We start from the raw sequence: 19,083 nt of genomic DNA, 5'->3' as shown, positions 1-19,083 counted from the left end.
AGACAAAGCTGTGACAGAACTAGGAAGCTACAAAGATACCGTAAACCTGCCCAAAACCAAATTTGACATGCGGGCAAACGCCACCAAGCGCGAGCCAGAGATCCAAAAGTTTTGGGCAGAAAATCAAATTTACGATCGCCTGTCACAGCAAAATTCTGGCGAGATTTTCACTTTACACGATGGACCCCCCTACGCTAATGGTTCGTTACATATCGGTCATGCCCTGAATAAAATCCTCAAAGACATCATCAATCGCTATCAACTCCAACAAGGGCGTAAAGTTCGCTGCATTCACGGTTGGGACTGTCACGGATTGCCTATCGAACTCAAAGTCATCCAAAGCATGAAGCCGCAGGAACGCGCTTCGCTCACACCTTTAGAACTGCGCCACAAAGCACGGGACTTCGCCCTCAAAGCAATGCAAGAACAATGCGCCAGCCTCAAACGCTGGGGGGTAATCGGTGATTGGGAAAACTCCTATTTGACTCTCAAACCAAAATATGAAGCTGCCCAAATCGGCGTATTTGGGCAGATGGTCTTAAAAGGCTACGTTTATCGCGGCTTCAAACCCGTTTACTGGAGTCCCAGCTCGAAAACCGCCCTAGCCGAAGCAGAACTAGAGTATCCCGAAGGACACACCTCCCGTAGTCTCTATGCAGCTTTTCCGATGACTCACATCGAGCCATCAGTCTTCCCCAAACTCAAATCCTTCCTCCCCCATCTTTGGGTAGCCATCTGGACGACAACCCCTTGGACAATTCCAGCCAACTTAGCAGTTGCAGTCAACCCCGACTTAACTTATGCCGTGGTGGAAATGTCACGCAAAGACGCAGAGACGCAAAGCACCCTTAGCGCCTTCGCGTCTTTGCGTGACCAAAATCCACAATACCTCATTGTTGCGGCGGATTTAGTGGAGAGATTATCTGTAACACTTGGCGCTCAACTCACTGTCAAAGCTACATTCAAAGGCTACGAACTAGAACACTGCAAGTATCGCCATCCCTTGTGCGATCGCGAAAGCCCGATTGTCATTGGCGGCGACTACGTGACGACAGAATCTGGTACGGGACTCGTCCACACCGCACCAGGACACGGACAAGAAGACTATCAAGTGGGGATGCGCTATAATTTGCCGATCCTCTCTCCCGTCGATGCCGATGGTAACTTTACAGCAGAAGCCGGACAATTTGCCAAGCTCAACGTATTAGGGGAAGGTAACGCCGCAGTCGTTCAAGCTTTAGAACAAGCTGGTTCGCTGCTGAAGGAAGAACCATACGTCCACAAGTATCCCTACGATTGGCGGACGAAAAAACCCGTGATTTTGCGGGCAACTGAGCAATGGTTTGCGTCGGTAGAAGGATTTCGAGATGCAGCCCTGCAAGAGATCGCCCATGTCCGGTGGATTCCCGCTCAAGGAGAAAACCGCATCACCGCAATGGTAGCTGAGCGTTCTGACTGGTGTATCTCCCGCCAGCGTAGTTGGGGCGTACCAATTCCCGTATTTTACGATGAAGAAACTGGGGAACCGCTACTGAATGAAGAGACGATCGCGCGCGTCCAAAATATCTTTGCCGAAAAAGGCTCGGATGCTTGGTGGGAAATGTCGGTAGAAGAGTTGCTCCCAGAAAAGTATCGCGATAACGGGCGAAAATACCGTAAAGGTATTGATACGATGGATGTTTGGTTTGATTCTGGTTCCTCTTGGGCGGCTGTCCTTCAACAGCGACCGGAATTATCCTATCCAGCCGATCTGTATCTGGAAGGATCGGATCAGCATCGCGGTTGGTTCCAGTCTAGTTTGCTCACGAGCGTTGCGACCAACGGTCACGCACCTTACAAAACTGTTTTGACTCACGGGTATACCGTGGACGAGCAGGGACGTAAGATGAGCAAGTCTTTAGGAAATGGAGTCGATCCCACGGTAGTTATTGACGGTGGTAAAAATCAAAAAGAAGAACCGCCCTACGGTGCAGATGTATTGCGGTTGTGGGTGTCTTCGGTAGATTATTCCGCCGACGTGCCGATCAGTAAAAATATCTTGAAGCAGTTAGCGGATGCGAGAAATAAAATTCGCAACACGGCTCGTTTCTTACTAGGAAATCTGCACGATTTCGATCCCAGCAAGGATGCAGTACCATACGAGCAGTTACCAGAATTGGATCGTTATATGCTGCACCGGATGACGGAAGTATTTACTGAGGTAACACAAGCTTTTGATAAATACCAATTCTTCCGTTTTTTCCAAACCGTGCAGAATTTCTGTGTCGTAGATTTATCGAGTTTCTATTTAGATATTGCCAAGGATCGGCTGTATATCAGTGCCGCTAATTCGTTTCGCCGTCGCAGTTGTCAAACAGTTTTGCAGATTGCCCTAGAAAACTTAGCCAAAGCGATCGCCCCTGTATTGTGTCACATGGCAGAGGATATCTGGCAATATCTCCCCTACCCCAAGTCGCATGAATCTGTATTTGAATCCGGCTGGGTGAAGTTAGAGGACAAATGGCAAAATTCAGAGCTGGCAGAATCTTGGGTTCAGTTGCGCCAACTCCGCACGGAAGTGAATAAGGCATTAGAACAAGCACGTACTGAAAAGGCGATCGGTTCTTCTCTCGAAGCAAAGGTACTATTATATGTCGCCGATGCTAATTTGCGACAACGCCTGCAATTTTTAAACCCCAGTACGGACGCACAGCCATCTACTCATTCCAACGGTGTTGATGAGTTACGCTATTTATTCATCACTTCTGGGGTAGAATTGCTCGATACTCCCGCAACCCTAACAGAATTGAAATATAATTTCCAATCTGAAGCTTTGGGAATTGGGGTCGCTAAGGCTGACGGGAAAAAATGCGATCGCTGTTGGAATTATTCTATACACGTCGGCGCATCTCAAGCACATCCGCTCTTGTGCGAACGATGTATTCCCGCTCTCGCAGGAGAATTCTGATTGTCGTTTAGTTAGCTGTCGTTAGTTATTGGCAAATTGCCAGTGACTAGCGATCGCTACATCATCAAATTTCATGAACCTTGAGATTTTACTAAGTAACACAATAGTATTTGCTTGAAAGCTAGCAAAGTAAATACTGGGATAGTTTGACCATATCGACTCGATAGTCTCAGTGGTTCTTGCAGCCACCGATACAACCACTCGCCACCACCAAAACGCAACCAATGGGGCGCTCTTTTTCGATCTCCTGCATAAACAGGAAATGCTCCCCCCAATCCGATCGTTACTGCTCGGATTTTACCTTGATGTTGCTGCATCCAATATTCCTGTTTCGGGCAACCTAAAGCGACCAAAACAATCCCAGCACCACTGTGATGAATTTTTTCAACCAAAGCTTCATCTTCTGAGCGCGTCAGTGGATGAAACGGCAAAGGCTCCATACCAGCAATTTTCAAGTTAGGGAATTCCCGCGCCAAGCGCTCTCTCATTTTCTCTAAAACTGGTGTTTCAGAACCTAAGAAAAATATGCTCACGTTCTTCAAAGGAGCGAGTTTACATAAAGATAAAAGAATATCTATTCCCGCAACACGATTTTGGGTACGCGCTCCCAACAACTTCAACATCCAGACTAAAGGCATTCCATCAGGAGTCACAAGGTCTGCATTCTTCAAAACTGTGGCAAACTCTGGATGCCAGTAAGCTTCTACTAGCATATGAGTGTTAGCCACACAAACAAATTTACTAACTTTACTCGTTGCCCACTCTAAGATTAAGTTAATTTGAGATTCAAACGGTAAAGCACTAACAGGTGAATCGATCACGTCAAGTTTTTTATAAACTTTTAATACTCTAAATTCTAAATCTAGAGTCTCAAAGGATTGATTTTGAATTTGATGTTGTTCGCTAAATAAATCTTTATTATTTAGCGTGGATTGTTGTGTATTTTTCATTCTTTCTCTATTGCCAGCAATGTGGAACCTCAGTTAACAATCCTGGCTGTGCGTAATGTATAAAGCCATCTCCGCACACACAAAAAATAGTCGAAATCGGCTGTTAATCTCTGACGTACTTAGCAGAAGTAGGTTGAATGCCTCTCGCAAACTGATAATATCTTACCGATTCATTTAAAATTTGTTCGATCTATTACTCAGCCGAAACTTTAGCAGAATTGCTTTATTTTAAATAATCAAAGTCTTTTACAACTTATACTTATTAAAGTATCACTAAAGCTCTCTATTTTTACTCTTTCATAGCTTAATTTAACTGTATCTTAAGAAAATCAAATTAGATGCAAGCCTGCCATTTATTCTGATTATTTTACAAGCGTAATGTATGATGCTTCCGAAGAAAAGATTGGCGAGTCCAATCTAAATACAATAATAATTTAAGTTTCAGGCGCGATCGAGCGCGAACAAGCGAGCGCCATATTTACGCTTTGATAGAAAGCTGAGTTTATTAGGCTGTCTTTGAATACCGCTAGCAACTGCACCTAAAACTGGTGTGGCAGAGAAATTTAACTGCTCTAATGCCTTGACTAAAGCGGAACAGTTTGTTTTACCCATACTTACAGTCAAAATGCTAGCATCCACATGCCTAGCTAAAAGATTTGCATCAGCAAAACCAATCAAGTGAGATGTATCGTATATCACTAAATCGAAAGTTTGTTGCAGTTGCTCTGCCAAGCTTTGCATTTGCGGTGATGAAAGCAGGATCGATGGATTCGGGGGAATTGAACCAGCAGTTAAGATAAACAAGTTATCCTTGGATATTTCTCTACTGTGCGCTGTAGCCTCGTGAAAAGCTCCATTATCCTCAGCTTCCTCAGAGCTATTACGCACTTGTTGGATCGCATACTGAAAGTTTAAACCTTCGGCGATCGCATTGCTCAGTCCTTGCGCGTTGGATAAATTTAACATTTTATGAATGGTGGGAGTCCGCAAATTTGCATCAACCAATAAAACTCTTTTACCCATTGCTGCTGCTGTCTGAGCTAAGTACAATGCAACTGTTGATTTACCATCTTCGGGAGCAGCTGAGACGATCGCTAGAGAACGAACAGTCCCATTAAAATCGAGAAAAGAAACGTTTGTGTAAAGAGAGCGGAAAGACTCCCAGAAATCAGAAACTTCAGTTTTTTGCGCCAGTCTACTATTGCGATCGAATTTGACGCTAGGAATTTCACCTAAAATTAGCAATTTAGTCTTATCTTTAATTTCTTCAGAGTTATAAAAGACGTTGTTAAGTTTATCTACAAGCAGAGCAACTCCAAAACTGACTAATAAACCTAAAGCTGTGCCTAGAACTAAATTACGCTGAACGGTAGGTGCGGTATTTTGAGGTTCGCTAGGAGGCGTGAGTATTTGCCAAGGTACTTGCTTTTGCGCAGCATCGATTCGTAGTGCTTCGCGCTTGGTTAAAAAGTGGTTTAAGTTATCGGAAGCAATTCTTAACTGCCGTTCTAAGTCATCTTTCTGACGAATAATTATCGGAAATTGTTTAGCTTGTTGTCTTAACAAGTTCTCGGACTTATTTAGGGTGTAGTCTTGCGCTTTTAAGGACTGAATTTGCTTAGCAGCATTAGTCAATTTTTGAATTTCTCTTAAACGAGCCGAACCGGGAGAGGCTGTATCTATCAAGTCTGTCGTTCCATTTGGCAATCGATCTCCCAAGATTCGCCGTTCCTCTTTTCTGACAGCTTGCAGCAACTGCTGTTGTTGAGCTAATAGAGATTGAAATTCAGGACTATCTTCTTTGTAACGAGACGATTTCGCCGCAATTTTAGTTTCTACATCTTGAAGTAAATTGAACAGCTTCAGATAGTGAGACGATTCGCTCAGTTCGGTAATTGCTGCCGCTGTATCCGGTTGCAATCGCAGTTTTTCGTACAGATTATTGTAAAAAGCTGTGCTGCTAGATAACTGAGTCTGGATCTCCAGTCGCTTCTGTTCAATTCGATCGAGCTGATAAGAGAGATGTTGACCTTGAGTATCGGAATTAACAATACCATGTCGTTGCCGAAAACCTTGAAGGCGCTGTTGCAAGAATTCAACTTGCCGCTGCAATTGTGGTAGCTGAGATTCGACAAACTGAATTCCTAAATTAACATCTGTCTGACGTTCTTCTAGGCTGTATTTTAAGTAAGCCTCAGCTACCGTGTCCAAGACAAATTGAACTTTCTCAAAATTAGGATCTTTATAGCTAACTTCTAAAATATTTGTGTTGGGCAACAGCTTAATGTTCAATTGAGGCGTGCTGCTACCAGGGTAATATAATTGTAGTTTTTGGGTAATGGGAGACATCAACTTCGGACTTTGTAAAACCTTCAAAGTTGTCTCATCTAACCCCGGAGAATCCTTTTCTTCTTTCTCTTCGTCCTTAGAGGATACAACTTTATCTTCAGCAGTCACGGGTTCGGTTAACAGCTCGAACTTAGCGACATAGGTTGGAGTACCAGTCGCAGCTAGTAATACAGATACACCGGCAACTGCGGTTGTGCCGATCAGAATTGTTAGTATTCTGCGCCGAATCGCTCCTAGCAACCAACTGACATTCAATCCACCTTCATTAGCGTCGTCAGGTTGAGTCGTGTAGAGCTGAGGTTGAGGCTGAAGTTGCTGGCTGTAGGTCTGAGGAGGCAACTGTTGAGAGGAGCTAACATTTCTCATATGTAGACTCTGTTTATTTTTTAATAACGGGTCTTAGAAACTTACTCAAGTCTGAAGTCAGCCTGATACTCAACTGAATACACAGTCTACTCGCCACTTATCTCCCTCTTTAAGGAGTTGAGTGCGTATACGACTAAAAACAAGTCCTTGCTACTCTCGATTGGGAGGGCATGTACAAATCTACCACCTAGTCTATAAGATTATCAATCCGTTTTAAACAAAATTTCGGTTTCTGGATCTCCTGTAAAGTACTTCACAGAAAGTTTACATTATCTTTATTTTTTCTTTATTGTATATCTATCACTACAGTGATTGAATGAACTTATACACAAATCTCTGCAATCCTTGCTACGGGATTTTGATGCAACCTACCAAAACGTCTACTCTATTTGATTAGTTTTTTTAGCTATTACAATGTCTAGTCGGAGGAAACTGTTATCTGCTGAGGTAGCGGTAGCTTCTGCTGGTATCAAATCTAAATCGATGCGATACCAAACTAGGTAAGGGGATCTGAGCCGACCGATTCTTTGCGATCCAGTCAGACAAGGCTCTTGCAGTTCGTTGAAAATCGTGGGTGAGAGAGCTACTTAAGAAACATGTACGTAACAACTCGAAATTTATTTATACAATTTGGTCATCCTATCAGCCAGTCCTGGAAGCACTCACGGCGCTACCGGAGCCGGACATCCCTTAGATGGCAGCTGCAATCTTTGCTTGCATTACCAGCACGTACAAGCAAATGCTCGGGGGTTCAATTTTACTGGTTAGACTATAGAAACAGCATTTAAATTTAGAATAGCCGCTTGGCGATCGCGAACCGTTTTGGCGCTTTGTGTCACTTGCTTGGCGATCGTAAACCGTCTCTACACGACCTTACCTGAATTTGGTAAGGAAGTTAGCCTCCGTTTTTTTTTGCACTGAGCCAGGTATTGCTAGTTTCTCAAGCAATTTCCATCACAGCTCGATTGCCTCGTTTGCAGAATCAAACCGTACTGCCATTGTCGCATTAGCTACATCAGTGCCGTAAGGTTAACCAGTCTGTAAGGGTGGCAAACGTGCAAATGACATAGCGCAAGTCTGCAACCATCTGACTCAAGGTGAGGAGATTGGCATGGCAACTTGCCGATATCTGCATAAGGTTTGAGCTGGGATCGACCGCAGATGGCGGATAGTCATTCGTTGAATGCAAGTTCATGCATATAGAGTCAAATGAAACTATTAGGTAGGCTGGTAGCTGTAAGCATATGCAGACGAGAAAACTAACTATACAAGCTGGTCGTACTGAGAGCCAGTATTGGCTGGATCTGTGGCGTTACCGAGAGCTATTCTACTTCTTGGCTTGGCGAGACATTCTCGTGCGTTACAAGCAAACAGCTATAGGCATTGCTTGGGCTTTAATTCGACCATTTCTCACAATGGTTGTATTTACAGTCGTGTTTGGCAACTTGGCAAAGCTACCTTCAGAAGGCGCACCATACCCAATTTTGGTATTTGCAGCCATGTTACCTTGGCAGTTTTTTGCTAATTCCTTATCTGAGTCCAGTAATAGTTTAATCGTCAATACCAATTTAATTTCTAAAGTTTACTTTCCTCGCTTAATTGTACCCGCCAGTGCAGTGATTGTCAGCTTTGTAGATTTTATGATTTCAGGCATGATTCTACTAGCTTTGATGGCTTGGTACAATTTTATTCCCGATTGGCGCATCTTGACATTACCCTTATTTATTTTAATTGCCTTTGCTGCTGCTGTAGGAGGAGGGCTTTGGTTAGCGGCGCTGAACGTAGAATATCGGGATTTTCGCTATGTCGTGCCATTTATCGTTCAGTTTGGTCTGTATATCTCACCTGTAGGTTTTAGTAGCAAGATCGTCCCGGAACAATGGCGTTTACTCTACTCTTTGAACCCTATGGTAGGAGTGATTGATGGTTTCCGCTGGGCAATTTTAGGCGGTGAATCAAACATTTATCTCCCAGGATTCATTTTGTCAGTGGGAATTGTTATTTTGCTGGTCGCGAGCGGAGTTTGGTATTTCCGTAAAATGGAACGAACTTTCGCTGACATTATTTAAATTGGAATTTGCAATTTGAATTTGGCGATCGCCAAGCCAATATAGGTTGTATTATTAGGAATTGTATTATCAGGAGTTGAGTGCGTGTCCGAGCCGCTTATTCGCATTGAGCAACTGGGAAAGAAATACATCATCAGTCACCAAAGAGAAAAACCCGCTGGTTTCTATCGCTATAAGACTTTAAGAGATGTCATCGGGAATAAGATTCAAAGGTTTTCTAAAACATTTTTGCCACAAAATGGTAAACAAAACTTTCAATCTAATCTTGAAGAATTTTGGGCGCTCAAGGATGTTTCCTTTGAGATTAAGCAAGGCGAAGCAGTTGGAATTATTGGACGCAATGGCGCAGGTAAATCGACACTCTTAAAACTTTTGAGCCGCATTACCGAACCTACCACTGGCAGCATAGAGATCGCCGGACGAGTCGCTAGTTTATTAGAAGTCGGTACTGGCTTTCATCCAGAACTCACTGGAAGAGAAAATATCTATCTGAACGGCTCCATTCTTGGCATGAGTCGAGCTGAAATTAAAAAGAAGTTCGATGAGATTGTTGATTTTGCTGAAGTCGAGAAGTTTTTAGATACCCCAGTCAAGCGCTACTCTTCTGGTATGTACGTGCGTCTTGCCTTTGCAGTAGCAGCTTACTTAGAACCAGATGTTTTGATTGTAGATGAAGTTTTAGCAGTAGGTGACTCAGCCTTTCAAAAGAAGTGTTTGGGAAAAATGAACGACGTGGCTACCAAAGAAGGACGAACAGTTTTGTTTGTCAGCCACAGTATGCAGGCGATCGCGCAATTAACTAAGCGATGCATCTTACTTTCAAAAGGGAACGTTCAATTTGATGGTGCTACTGACACGGCTGTACGGTTATATATTGCCGGACAAAAAATGGCTGACGAGCAACCAGCTTATTACCAAGCTCCCTTAGATAAGACTGGCAACTATCTAGCTTGGGTGAAAGTACATACTTCTGAGGAACAAGGAGTTCACTGCTGGGGAGAAGCAATTTCTTTTGAGTTTGCCTTACAAGTTACTCAACCGCATGAAAGTCTGTGCTTTTCCTTCCAGATAATGAATGAGTTTCAACAACCAGTGTGTATTTTTTGGAATTTCGATCGGCAACTTCCCTTTCGTCGAGAAGCAGGATTGTTTATTCTCCGATGCGAGATCCCCAAATTCAGACTCTATATGGGCTTGTATACTCTAACAACATGGTTTTCAGAGCGACGAGGTAGTAATTTACTAGAAAATGTGAGAAATATTTGTCCGTTTGAAGTCACGATGCACGGGATCGAGCGGGAAGAGTACCCGTGGCAATCGGATGAGTGTGTTTACTTGGAAGATGCGATTTGGCACGCAGTTTCATCAGAAAAAGTTTTGACAGAAAAATTTAATTAATCAAACGGCAGTTTTCAGGTTTAATTATAGTTAAGACTAAAAAAAGATGGCAATAAATCATGATGTAGAACTAGGCGATCGCGTGAGTATTTTTCATCCACAATTAGTCAATCTTTATGGTTGCAAAATTGGTGCTGAAACCAAAATTGGTACTTTTGTAGAAATTCAAAAAAATGCGGTCGTTGGTGCTAGGTGTAAAGTATCATCGCATACTTTTATCTGCGAGGGTGTGGTTATAGAAGACGAAGTATTTATCGGTCATGGAGTTATGTTCACCAACGACCTTTACCCTCGTGCCACCAACGAAGATAGCAGCCTGCAAACCGAAGCTGACTGGTCTGTCATTGAAACCAGAGTAAAGCGTCGTGCTTCTATTGGCAGCAATGCCACTATCCTGCCAGGAGTCACAATTGGAGAAAATGCCATAGTTGGCGCTGGAGCAGTCGTGACTCGCGATGTTCCCGATCGCGCAACTGTAGTGGGAGTCCCCGCGCGGGTAGTCGGCAATATTGCCGATGGAGGCGAATTAATGAATAACGGCTCAAAAGCGAGTGTTTGAAATGACCGAACAATTCAATCTAGATGAATTTCTTATAGCTCAAGCTCAGACTGAGCAGACATTATTTACCACACAAACACCTAATATTCAAAATCTTAGCGACGGAGTTCCTTACGAACTGGGGATGAAATTCCGCAGTACAAGCGTTGGTCAGATAACTGCAATTCGATTTTGGAAAGCTGCAAGCGAGACTGGTAATCATACTGGCAAAATCTGGGCAGCAGGTGGTGGCACTCCATTGGCAACTGTGAGCTTCTCAAATGAGACAGCATCAGGATGGCAGCAGCAAGCTCTCAGCACACCGCTGAACATTCAAGCCAATACAACTTATGTGGTTTCTGTCAACATCAACAGCTTCTATGCTGCTTATAACGATGAATTGGCAAGCTCAATTGTCAACGGCGACCTTAGCTCAGTCGCTGACGGCAGCAACGGAGTTTACAACGTAAGTCCAGGCGCTTTTCCCAGCAGTTCTTATCGCAACACCAACTATTACCGCGATGTAGTCTTCTCCGCTACCCCTGTTTCCACGATTTCTAAAGTCAGCGGTGATAATCAGAGTGGCGGAGTAGGGACAACCCTAGCTAACCCATTAGTCGTTCAAGTGAGAAACCCTGCTGGCAGCCCTCAATCAGGGGTGACTGTCAATTTTGCCGTAAGTGGTGGGGGTGGTTCCGTTTCACCTACCAGCGCCGTCACCAATGCCAACGGACAAGCAAGTACAACATTGACTTTAGGAACGACGGGTGGCGCAGCAAATACAGTTACTGCAACAGCCGATAATATAGGCAGCGTGACTTTTACTGCTTTTACCACCAGAGCCAATCCCACCAACCCCAACCCCATCTACCTAGAAAACCAAAAACCAGGTAATCCCGACTGGAGAATCCCCAACTCTAACTACGATACAAATGGTGAGATCTGTGGCTATGCTGGTGCAACCAGCGTCAATAAGGGCGGATCGCTGCCAATTAAAGTTTCTCTAGGATACAGTGCGCAATTCACTATTGACGTGTATCGCTTAGGTTACTACGAAGGTGCGGGAGCGCGATTAGTCGCTAGCAGTGGTGCGCTGAATGGAACTACGCAGCCTGCTTGTACCTTCGACAGTACGACCCGCCTGATCGAGTGTAACTGGGCAACTTCCTATACGCTGGCAATAGGTAATGATTGGACGAGCGGTTTGTATTTTGCGAAGCTGACCATCTTAGCAACTGGTAAACAGTCACAGATATGGTTCGTTGTCCGCGATGACAGCAGTACTTCTGACATCTTATTCCAGAGTAGCTTTACCACATATTTAGCTTATAGCACTTTTGGCGGTTACAGTTTATACACATATAACAGTATTGGCGGTCAAAAAGCACTGAAGGTTTCTTACGATCGCCCGTTTTCAGCCGCTAGTATCCGTCCCGAAGAAATGCACTCGATATTACGCTGGGAGCGTCATATGGTGCGATGGTTAGAGTCTCAGGGCTATAACGTCTCTTACGTCACGAACATGGACGTTCATGAAAACCCACAGCTATTGCGACAGCACAAAATATTTTTATCCGTCGGTCATGACGAATATTGGTCGCTAGAAGCGAGAAATGCTGTCGAACAAGCCAGGGACGCAGGAGTTAATTTAGCTTTCTTCTCAGCCAACACTTGCTATTGGCGAGTTCGGTTTGAAAATAGCCCCACTGGCGGAAACAACCGCATCATGGCGTGCTATAAGGATGTGACAGATCCCGTCGCACCTACGAACAAGTTCCGCAGCCAACAAAACAATCGACCTGAAAACGCTTTGATCGGTGTCATGTATACAGGCGATAATGGGGGGTTGTATTGGACTTACGATTACAATAACCCTTACTACGGCGGGTATGATTTTGTTGTCACCAATAGTAGCGATCCTTACTACGCCAACACCAACTTGAACAATGGAGACACGCTAAGTGGGTTAGTGGGTTATGAATGGGATGCAGCGATTAATAATGGTGCTGCCCCCAGCAATCTTGTCGTTTTGAGCGAATCAGCAGTTAACCCCAACGGTTCCTTTGATTCCGATCTCCCACCTGGAACTAATATCAATATTTCCAACGCAGCCCGTTACACTGCTGCCAGTGGCGCTAAGGTATTTGCGACTGGATCGGTTCATTGGATGTTTGGGTTGGATACTGATGGCGCTCGGGTCAACCGCGAAGATATACGCGCTAAGCAAATTGCTGTCAACGTACTAGCAGACTTGGGGGCTAAGCCTCAGTCTCCAGATGTCAACATAATTGTGCCTTAAGAATAACTTCGTATGAACTTGAGATTAAAACGCCGCCGATTCGGTCAGCTAGCGATCGCTAGTGCCGCTACAACCGTACTCTCCAATTTAGCAGCCAAAAAAACAGTTGCCCAAACACAGCTCGTAATTTACGGCGTGCGCCTAACTCCTGCTAGCAGCAGCATCACAGAAGACTTAGTTGATGAGAAAGCAGCAAACAAAACTCCTGGAATGATTTTGCAATCCTTAGACCTTACCACAGGTCAAGAATCGTTATCTACTGAAATTGCCGAACAAGCCGTTCAAAATCAACAGGACGCAACTGAAACTGCAAGTAAAGCTTTCATCATCAAAAAGCAGAGCGAACGAATCACTGGTTTTACTGCCTTATCAGATGGGACATTTGTGGTTGCGGCTCTAGCATCGACTCGCAAGGGCGATCTAAATCGCTTCATCGTTTTCAGTCCAGATAGTAAAAAGTCCGCCACAAAAGGCTTGAAAGCTAAAAAAATCAAAAAGAACAATACAATTGAGAGCCTACTCGCCATTCAACAAGACCAACTTCTAGGTATCGTTAGCCTTACCCAAGGTCAACCGCCTTTCGAGCTAGGATTAATTGACTCAAAATCAGGTCAAGTCGATTCTCGCTCCGATCTACCAAATTTACCTCCATTTAATCGGTACAGCAATCTCGCCCAATCCTCGGATGGCAACATTTACGGTACTAGTATCGATCCTGGTGGCAACCCAATTCTGGTGCAGTTCGATCTAACAAATAAGTCTCCGATCACTGGTAGAGGAAGAGTTATCAATTTAGTGGAACTGAGGTTTAACGGTCGTCCTTTATCAAATGACTTGGCATGTCTCGCCTTTTCTCCCTCCAATCAACTATTTGCACTTGCCGATCCCAATCTAGAAGGCAGTAATTCTTTATTTTCTGTCGATCTGCAAACCGGACAAATGCAATTTCTCAGAAAATTTGCCGTTGATAAGATTGCTTTTAGCAAAGTCTAAAAACTATTAGCTAACCGATCGATCGCTATCGTTTTTTAGTAATTGAAGTTTTGTAACCTTACTTCTACCGATCTACTCCTATGACAAATACTCGCGATCGCTTAACACAAAATCTCGATTCAAGTACTTCTCCCGAGCAGGGAAATGTTTGTACAGACAAGCAAAATTCGGCAATTCATACAATTAATATTGGTGTCATAGGCTATGGCTATTGGGGTCCCAATTTAGTCCGTACCTTTGCCGATCTCCCAGGAGCAAAGGTCGTAGCTGTGAGCGATTTTAAAATAGAAAGGCTGGCTAAAGTGCAATCGCGTTACCCAGCCGTGAAAGTAACGACAGATAGCCAAGACTTATTTGCAGATCCAAATATCGATGCGATCGCGATCGCGACCCCAGTTTCGACTCATTACGACTTAGCCTTGGCAGCTTTGCAGGCTGGCAAACACGTACTCGTCGAAAAACCAATGACTGTTAGCTCCCAACAAGCCATCAGGCTGATTGAGGAGGCTCAACGGCGGAATTTGGTATTGATGGTAGACCACACCTTTGTTTACACGGGCGCAGTCCGTAAGATGCAAGAACTCGTTGCTAGTAAAGCAATAGGCGACGTTTATTACTACGATTCTGTCCGGGTCAACTTGGGGCTGTTCCAGCACGATGTGAATGTGATTTGGGATTTGGCAGTCCACGACCTCTCGATTATGGACTACGTGTTACAAGCTAAGCCAACCGCTGTCTCGGCGACAGGGATGAGTCACATTCCAGGCGAACCAGAAAACATTGCCTACCTAACATTATTTTTCGACAACAGCGCGATCGCCCACATTCACGTAAATTGGCTAGCGCCAGTTAAAGTTCGTCGTACCCTGCTTGGGGCAGTCAAAAAATGATCTGCTATGACGACTTGGAACCAAGTGAAAAGATTAAGGTATACGACAAAGGAATTACAGTCAATGGCAGTCCTGAGAACGTTTACCAAATGTTAGTGGGCTATCGCACCGGAGATATGTGGTCGCCAAAGTTAGATATGACTGAAGCGTTGCAAACCGAGGCATTACACTTTGTTGATTGCATCCAGCAAGGCAAACGTCCAATTACCGATGGGGAAGCAGGACTGCGGGTCGTCAGAATTCTAGAGGCTGCTACCCAGTCCATCAAGCAGCAAGGTCAATTAGTTGAACTAAGCGGAGTGGAGGTAGCAGTATGATCCCATTCGTAGACTTAAAAGCGCAGTATTTGAGCATTAAAGACGAAATTGATGCTGCTGTTTTTAAAGCTTTAGAAAGCACGCAATTTGTGCTAGGTAGCGAGGTTGTTGCTCTCGAAGAAGAATTCGCTCATTACTGTAATGCCGATTCTGGCATTGCTGTCAATACAGGCACTAGCGCTCTCCACCTGGCACTCCTAGCTGCTGGAATTGGTGCGGGTGACGAAGTAATTACCGTGCCTTTTACTTTCGTTGCTACCACAGCCGCCATTTGTTACACCGGTGCTAAACCTGTCTTCGTCGATATCGATCCCGTGTCGTACACGATGGACGTAACCCAGATTGAAGCAGCAATCACCGAGCGCACCAAAGCGATCCTACCAGTGCATCTGTACGGTCAACCAGCCGACATGGAACCGATACTGGAAATTGCTCGCCGTCACGGTCTCGTTGTGATTGAAGATGCAGCACAGGCACACAGAGCCGAGTACAAAGGGCAGCGAGTTGGTAGTCTTGGCGACATCGGTTGTTTCAGTTTCTATCCTGGAAAGAACTTAGGGGCGTGTGGTGAAGGTGGTATGGTCGTCACCAGCAATCCCGAATACGAGCGCAAAATGCGGATGCTGCGCGATTGGGGACAAGAACAGAAATACCATCACCTGCTCAAAGGCTATAACTACCGCATGGATGGCATCCAGGGAGCGATCTTGCGGGTGAAGTTACGCCATTTAGACAAATGGACAGAGGCAAGAAGAACACACGCCGCTCAGTATGATAAGTTACTGGCAAGTTCGGAGGTGTCTACTCCTGCTGTCATGCCATACAGTTATCACGTTTACCACGTCTACGCCGTGCGATCGCCCCAACGAGATTGGTTGCAACAGATACTACACAAGCAGGGGATTCAAACAGGCATTCACTATCCGATTCCGGTACACCTACAACCAGCTTACGCCGAATTAGGGTATCAACCTGGGGATTTTCCCCACGCCGAACGAGCAGCGAGGGAAGTTCTTTCTTTACCCATGTATGCCGAACTTGCTCTCAACCAATTAGAAGTTGTAAGTGCTGTAGTACGCGAGAATCTTCCATGTATGAATTGGCAAAAAGTAGGGTAGTTGCAGCTACACACGGCTCCCAAGAGCTGAAACCAGACCCAGAGTTTGAAGTGGGGATGGCAAAACATTTGCGCCATCAGCACAGTAATGACCAATTACTCGAATTGTACAATCGCTTCACGATTGGCGAGGGTGATTTTGACTTGTTAATGCGACGAATTATTTGGCGTACAATGGCACGTCAATTCGGTCATGGCATTCGGATTGGTAGCGGTGTTGGCTTCAAACATTTAGAAACATTTGAGATTGGCGATCGCGTTTTCATTGGTTCGCAAAGTTACATTCAAGGACGCTTCGATGGCAAGTGCGCGATCGGTAACTACGTTTGGATCGGTCCGCAGAGTTACTTTGATGCGCGTGACTTGATAATTGAAGATTATGTGGGATGGGGACCAGGAGCAAAAGTACTTGGTTCAACTCATACCGCATTCCCCATTGATGTTCCAATTATTCAAACCGACCTGGAAATTAAATCGGTAAAAGTAGAAACAGGAGCTGATATAGGGATGAATGCCGTCATTCTTCCTGGGGTAACGATTGGTAAAGGTAGTATTGTTGGTGCTGGAGCCGTTGTCACCAAAGATGTACCACCATTTGCCGTCGTTGCTGGCGTTCCTGCTCGGTTTTTACGCTGGCGAGAAGGATATGAACCATTACAAAGCAATTAAAGCATATGCAAAATAAACGTGTATTAATTACAGGCGGTGCTGGGTTAGTTGGCTCCCACATTGCCGATTTGTTAGTTAAAGAAGAAGTTGCTGAAATTATAGTTTTGGATGATTTTACTCGCGGACAGCGCCAAAACTTAGCTCAAGCGCAAGAACGCGGACATTTAGTCATTGTCGAAGGTGACATCCGCGATCGCCAACTGCTTGCCGATATCATGCAAGGTGTGGATATCGTCTTCCACCAGGCAGCGATCCGCATCACTCAATGCGCTCAAGAACCGCGCCTAGCGATGGAAGTTCTAGCTAATGGAACTTTCAACGTCCTAGAAGCTGCGGTCAGTGCCGGAGTCAAAAAAGTAGTCGCCGCCTCCTCAGCTTCAATCTACGGCATGGCAGAGGAGTTCCCCACCACAGAAGCGCACCATCCCTACAACAACCGCACGATTTACGGTGCAGCCAAGACATTTAACGAAGGGCTGTTACGTAGCTTCCATGACATGTACGGATTGGACTACGTAGCCTTGCGTTACTTCAACGTCTATGGTCCCCGGATGGATATTTATGGCGTTTACACCGAAGTGCTGATCCGCTGGATGGAACGCATTAGCGCAGGTCAACCGCCACTGATTTTTGGTGATGGCAAGCAGACAATGGATTTCGTCTACATCGAAGATATCGCTAGAGCAAACATCTTGGCGGCTAAAGCCGATGTGACGGACGAAGTGTTTAACATTGCTAGCGGTCTAGAAAGCAGTTTGAACGATCTTGCCTACAGTTTGGCTAGAGTCATGGGGTCAGATTTACAGCCAGAATATGGTGCAGAACGCAAAGTCAACCCCGTACAGCGCCGACTAGCAGATGTCAGCAAAGCTAGAGATTTATTGGGTTTTGAGGCGCAAGTCTCTCTAGAAGAGGGGTTGCGTCAGCTTGTCAAATGGTGGCGCGAACAAAAGCTGGCAAAGGAAACAAGCAATGTCTGAGCAGATGCAGAATATTCCAATTGCCAAACCTTGGATGGGTGAAGCCGAGGCAGATGCCGCTAAGCGGGCGATTCTGTCCGGTTGGGTAACGCAAGGACCCGAAGTCGCCGCTTTCGAGCAGGAATTTGCAACTTATGTAGGGGCAAAGTCTGCTTGTGCGGTTTCTAATTGCACCACGGCATTGCATCTAGCTCTGTTAGCCGTAGGCGTGCAGCCTGGGGATGAGGTAATTACCGTCAGTCATTCTTATATTGCCACTGCGAATAGCATTCGCTATTGCGGCGCGATCCCCGTATTTGTCGATATCGAGCCGCACACTTACAACATTAATCCCACTTTAATCGAAGCAGTGGTGAGCGATCGCACCCGCGCGATTCTGGTCGTCCACCAAATGGGAATGCCTTGCGACCTCAAAGCGATTGTGGAGGTTGCGCGGCGCTACAATTTACCAGTTATTGAAGATGCAGCCTGCGCCATTGGTAGTGAAATTCTCTGGGAAGGACAGTGGGAAAAAATCGGCAAACCCCACGGCGATATTGCCTGTTTTTCCTTCCATCCCCGCAAGGTAATTACGACTGGTGATGGTGGAATGCTAACCACTAGCAATCCTGAATGGGACAAACAGTTTCGTCTGTGGCGACAACACGGCATGAGCGTCCCCGATACTGTCCGCCACGGCGCGAAACAAGTGATTTTCGAGACTTACCCGATGTTGGGCTACAACTACCGGATGACCGACATTCAAGCGGCAGTAGGACGGGAACAGCTCAAACGCTTGCCGGAGATTGTCGCACGTCGCCGCTACCTAGCACAGCGATACCACGAACAGCTCTCAGACGTGCCTGGATTAAAATTGCCCACCGAGCCAAATTGGGCAAAAAGTAACTGGCAGAGCTATTGCGTCCGCTTACCCCAGCAGTACGACCAGGTGCAAGTCATGCAAGCGATGTTGGATGCGGGAATTTCCACGCGACGGGGGATTATGTGCGCTCACCGCGAAGCGGCATATCAAATTGAGGCTTGGTCTTGTGGAAGCGATCGCCTCATCGAAAGCGAAGAAGCTACCGATCGCGCCATCATATTACCACTTTTCCACCAAATGACGGAGTCGGAACAAGATCGGGCGATCGCGGTTTTGAAAACTGTTTGTCTTTAAGTGTTGTGCTGAGTGCAATCTAGCAGGAGCAGATCGAGAGAAAGT

13 protein-coding genes and 1 pseudogene are annotated in these 19,083 nt (G+C 45.3%); 11 read left to right on the top strand and 3 right to left on the bottom strand.

Features of this window, described 5'->3' with window-relative positions; all coding sequences use genetic code 11:
- The first annotated feature begins 10 nt into the window (after window positions 1-10).
- Window positions 11-2,947 carry an isoleucine--tRNA ligase gene (ileS, locus tag M5J74_RS04340; RefSeq protein WP_250015537.1) on the top strand — a complete coding sequence of 979 codons (2,937 nt, stop codon included), beginning with the start codon at window positions 11-13 and terminating at the stop codon, window positions 2,945-2,947.
- A 71-nt stretch (window positions 2,948-3,018) separates the two neighbouring features.
- Here the strand turns inward: ileS and M5J74_RS04335 are convergent, their stop codons facing one another.
- From M5J74_RS04335 to M5J74_RS04325, 3 genes are all read right to left on the bottom strand, one after another.
- Window positions 3,019-3,897, bottom strand: a complete 879-nt coding sequence (locus M5J74_RS04335; RefSeq protein WP_250015535.1) for a WecB/TagA/CpsF family glycosyltransferase — start codon at window positions 3,895-3,897, stop codon at window positions 3,019-3,021.
- A gap of 441 nt (window positions 3,898-4,338) precedes the next feature.
- Entirely contained in the window at window positions 4,339-6,612 is a 2,274-nt protein-coding gene (locus tag M5J74_RS04330; protein ID WP_250015533.1) for a tyrosine-protein kinase domain-containing protein, read from the bottom strand.
- Between the two features lie 1,015 nt (window positions 6,613-7,627).
- Window positions 7,628-7,807 (bottom strand): hypothetical protein, encoded by a 180-nt coding sequence (locus tag M5J74_RS04325; protein WP_127023300.1) that lies wholly within the window; start codon window positions 7,805-7,807, stop codon window positions 7,628-7,630.
- 49 nt (window positions 7,808-7,856) lie between these two features.
- On the opposite strand from M5J74_RS04325, the gene M5J74_RS04320 reads away from it, so the two are divergent.
- The 10 genes and pseudogenes from M5J74_RS04320 to M5J74_RS04265 all read left to right on the top strand — a co-directional run bounded on the left by M5J74_RS04320 (window position 7,857) and on the right by M5J74_RS04265 (window position 19,038).
- Window positions 7,857-8,681 (top strand): ABC transporter permease, encoded by an 825-nt coding sequence (locus M5J74_RS04320; protein WP_127023297.1) that lies wholly within the window; start codon window positions 7,857-7,859, stop codon window positions 8,679-8,681.
- A gap of 84 nt (window positions 8,682-8,765) precedes the next feature.
- Window positions 8,766-10,079: a polysaccharide ABC transporter ATP-binding protein gene (locus M5J74_RS04315; RefSeq protein WP_250015531.1), complete on the top strand. Its 1,314-nt coding sequence runs from the start codon at window positions 8,766-8,768 to the stop codon at window positions 10,077-10,079.
- Window positions 10,080-10,125: 46 nt separating this feature from the next.
- Window positions 10,126-10,638 carry an acyltransferase gene (locus M5J74_RS33100; RefSeq protein WP_015152903.1) on the top strand — a complete coding sequence of 171 codons (513 nt, stop codon included), beginning with the start codon at window positions 10,126-10,128 and terminating at the stop codon, window positions 10,636-10,638.
- A gap of 1 nt (window position 10,639) precedes the next feature.
- Complete coding sequence (locus M5J74_RS04300; protein ID WP_250015529.1) at window positions 10,640-12,916, top strand: N,N-dimethylformamidase beta subunit family domain-containing protein; 2,277 nt, start codon at window positions 10,640-10,642, stop codon at window positions 12,914-12,916.
- Between the two features lie 12 nt (window positions 12,917-12,928).
- Window positions 12,929-13,909 (top strand): hypothetical protein, encoded by a 981-nt coding sequence (locus tag M5J74_RS04295; RefSeq protein WP_015152901.1) that lies wholly within the window; start codon window positions 12,929-12,931, stop codon window positions 13,907-13,909.
- 80 nt (window positions 13,910-13,989) lie between these two features.
- Window positions 13,990-15,116 (top strand): annotated as a pseudogene (locus M5J74_RS04290) (Gfo/Idh/MocA family protein).
- Window positions 15,113-16,234: a DegT/DnrJ/EryC1/StrS aminotransferase family protein gene (locus M5J74_RS04280; protein WP_250015523.1), complete on the top strand. Its 1,122-nt coding sequence runs from the start codon at window positions 15,113-15,115 to the stop codon at window positions 16,232-16,234. Before M5J74_RS04290 ends, M5J74_RS04280 begins: the two are co-directional and overlap by 4 nt.
- Window positions 16,207-16,902: a DapH/DapD/GlmU-related protein gene (locus tag M5J74_RS33240; RefSeq protein WP_015152898.1), complete on the top strand. Its 696-nt coding sequence runs from the start codon at window positions 16,207-16,209 to the stop codon at window positions 16,900-16,902. The genes M5J74_RS04280 and M5J74_RS33240 overlap by 28 nt, the downstream gene beginning before the upstream one ends.
- A 5-nt stretch (window positions 16,903-16,907) precedes the next feature.
- On the top strand, window positions 16,908-17,882 hold the full coding sequence (locus M5J74_RS04270) for an SDR family NAD(P)-dependent oxidoreductase (protein ID WP_015152897.1): 975 nt from the start codon (window positions 16,908-16,910) through the stop codon (window positions 17,880-17,882).
- Complete coding sequence (locus M5J74_RS04265) at window positions 17,875-19,038, top strand: DegT/DnrJ/EryC1/StrS aminotransferase family protein (RefSeq protein ID WP_250015522.1); 1,164 nt, start codon at window positions 17,875-17,877, stop codon at window positions 19,036-19,038. The genes M5J74_RS04270 and M5J74_RS04265 overlap by 8 nt, the downstream gene beginning before the upstream one ends.
- Window positions 19,039-19,083 lie beyond the last annotated feature (45 nt).

This window comes from Chroococcidiopsis sp. CCNUC1 (genome assembly GCF_023546805.1).
GTDB lineage: Bacteria > Cyanobacteriota > Cyanobacteriia > Cyanobacteriales > Chroococcidiopsidaceae > Chroococcidiopsis > Chroococcidiopsis thermalis.
This window is presented reverse-complemented; position numbering and strand designations above follow the sequence as displayed.